The following is a 2,041-nucleotide window of genomic DNA, read 5'->3' on the forward strand; positions in this document are numbered from 1 at the left end:
GCCGACGACCAAGGAGCACTCAATGGCAGGCGCGCTGCGCAAGACGATGGTCTACCTGGGCCTCGCCGAGGACCAGGGTCGCTACGACGACGACTACGACGAGGCCTACGACGACCACGTCGAGCAGGCCGACCACCACGAGCACGCGCCGGAGCGCGCTGAGCGTCGCGGCGCCGAGGTCACGCACCTGCCCACCCGTCACTCGGTGGCGCACGTGGTGAGCAGCCCCGAGGTCGGTGGGCTCTCGCGCATCACGACGATCCACCCGCGCACGTACAACGAGGCGAAGACGGTCGGCGAGAACTTCCGCGACGGCATCCCCGTCATCATGAACCTCACCGACATGAGCGACGCCGACGCCAAGCGTCTCGTGGACTTCGCGGCCGGCCTCGTGTTCGGCCTGCGCGGCTCCATCGAGCGCGTGACGTCCAAGGTGTTCCTGCTCTCGCCCGAGACCGTCGAGGTCAACGCCGAGGAGGGCCCGGTCGTCGCCACCGGCCGAGGCGTCTTCAACCAGAGCTGAGCCCCGGTTGCGGGGATTCGCAGCCGCGTCAGTCACACTCCTGCCATGAACGCGGTGCGTGAGGTCCTTGGTTTCGTCGTCTTCCTGTACTTCCTCGTCCTCATCGGGCGGGTCGTCTTCGACTGGATCAGGATCTTCGCGAAGGAATGGCGCCCACGTGGCGCCGCGCTCCTCGTGGCCGAGCCGGTGTACACGCTGACCGAGCCACCCCTGCGCGCCCTGCGCAAGGTCATCCCGCCGCTGCGCCTCGGCGGCGTCGCGCTCGACTTGTCGTTCATGGTGCTGTTCTTCATCGTCTACATCCTGTTCATCGTGCTCTGAGCGTCCTCACTCACGACCTCGCCTGACGCGGGCGCCCGGCGATCGCGTAGTCTGGGAAGAACCGGCCCCGACCCCGGTCTTCGCGCTGTGCGTGGACGTGGGGGAGGGACGTGACCTGATGTCCCCACCCAGGAGTTGACCATGGCTCTCACGCCCGAGGACGTTCTCAACAAGACGTTCACCCAGACCCAGTTCCGTCGTGGGTACGACGAGCGTGAGGTCGACGACTTCCTCGACGACATCGTCGCCGAGATGCGTCGGATGACCAAGGAGTCCGACGACCTTCGCGGCGAGCTCAACGCGGCCCGCGAGGGCAGCGGGCTGGCTCCCGTCGCGGCGCGCCAGGAGCCCGACACCTCGGCGACCGACCTCGAGGAGCTGCGCTCCAAGAACGCGACCCTCGCGGCGCGCGTCTCCGAGCTCGAGGGCACCCGCAGCGACCTCACGGCCCGCCTCGGTGAGTACGAGGGCAAGAGCGGTGACACCGAGACCCGCAACGCCGAGCTGCAGGGGCAGCTCGCCCAGCTCGAGCACCGGGGTGCCGAGCTCGAGGCCAGGGCAGCGGATGCCGCCCAGCGCGCTGACGAGCTCGAGTCCGCGAATGCGGCGCTGCAGGAGCGCGCCACCGAGCTCGAGGCCCGCGTGGCCGAGCTCGAGGGTCAGCTGGAGGAGAGCCGCGCCGAGCTCGCCGCGGTGCAGGCCGGCCGCGAGCAGGACGCCGTCGCCCGTCAGGACGCCGCCGGCGCGGAGAGCGACGAGAAGATCGCCGAGCTGCGGGCCCGCGCCGAGCAGGCCGAGCAGGAGGCACAGGCCCGGATCGCGGAGGCGACCGCGCGTGCCGAGGCCGCTGAGCGTGAGGCAGAGCAGCGCTCCGCCGCGGCAGCCCAGCGGGGCGAGGCCGACTCCGCCGTCGGTGCCGTCGCCCTGGCCGGGGCCGGGGGCGGCGCCAGCGCCGCCGGTGTCATCGCCCTCGCCCAGCGCCTCCACGACGAGCACGTGGCTGCGGGTGAGGCCCGCCACGAAGAGCTGGTCACCGAGGGTCAGCGTCGTCACGACGAGCTGGTCAGCACCGGTCAGGCGCGTCACGACGAGCTGGTCAGCACCGGTCAGGCGCGTCACGACGAGCTGATCAACACGGCGCAGGCTCAGCACGACGAGCTCATCAGCACCGCGCAGGCCCAGCACGACGAGCTCATC

Annotated in this window: 3 protein-coding genes; all 3 read left to right on the plus strand. The window is 70.7% G+C overall.

Annotated elements, in window-relative coordinates:
* The first annotated feature begins 22 nt into the window (after positions 1-22).
* On the plus strand, positions 23-523 hold the full coding sequence (locus tag PLL68_RS14265) for a cell division protein SepF (RefSeq protein ID WP_324535212.1): 501 nt from the start codon (positions 23-25) through the stop codon (positions 521-523).
* 45 nt (positions 524-568) lie between these two features.
* Positions 569-844: a YggT family protein gene (locus tag PLL68_RS14270; protein ID WP_324535208.1), complete on the plus strand. Its 276-nt coding sequence runs from the start codon at positions 569-571 to the stop codon at positions 842-844.
* A gap of 141 nt (positions 845-985) precedes the next feature.
* Positions 986-2,041: DivIVA domain-containing protein (locus PLL68_RS14275; protein WP_324535210.1), on the plus strand; the 1,056-nt coding region annotated here is incomplete at its 3' end.

The organism is Ornithinibacter sp. (assembly GCF_035443565.1).
GTDB lineage: Bacteria > Actinomycetota > Actinomycetes > Actinomycetales > Dermatophilaceae > Fodinibacter.

What these genes read in the sequence shown, in the direction of transcription:
- PLL68_RS14265 (WP_324535212.1), top strand. Translation starts at nt 23, where the DNA reads ATGGCAGGCGCGCTGCGCAAGACGATGGTCTACCTGGGCCTCGCCGAG.
- PLL68_RS14270 (WP_324535208.1), top strand. Translation starts at nt 569, where the DNA reads ATGAACGCGGTGCGTGAGGTCCTTGGTTTCGTCGTCTTCCTGTACTTC.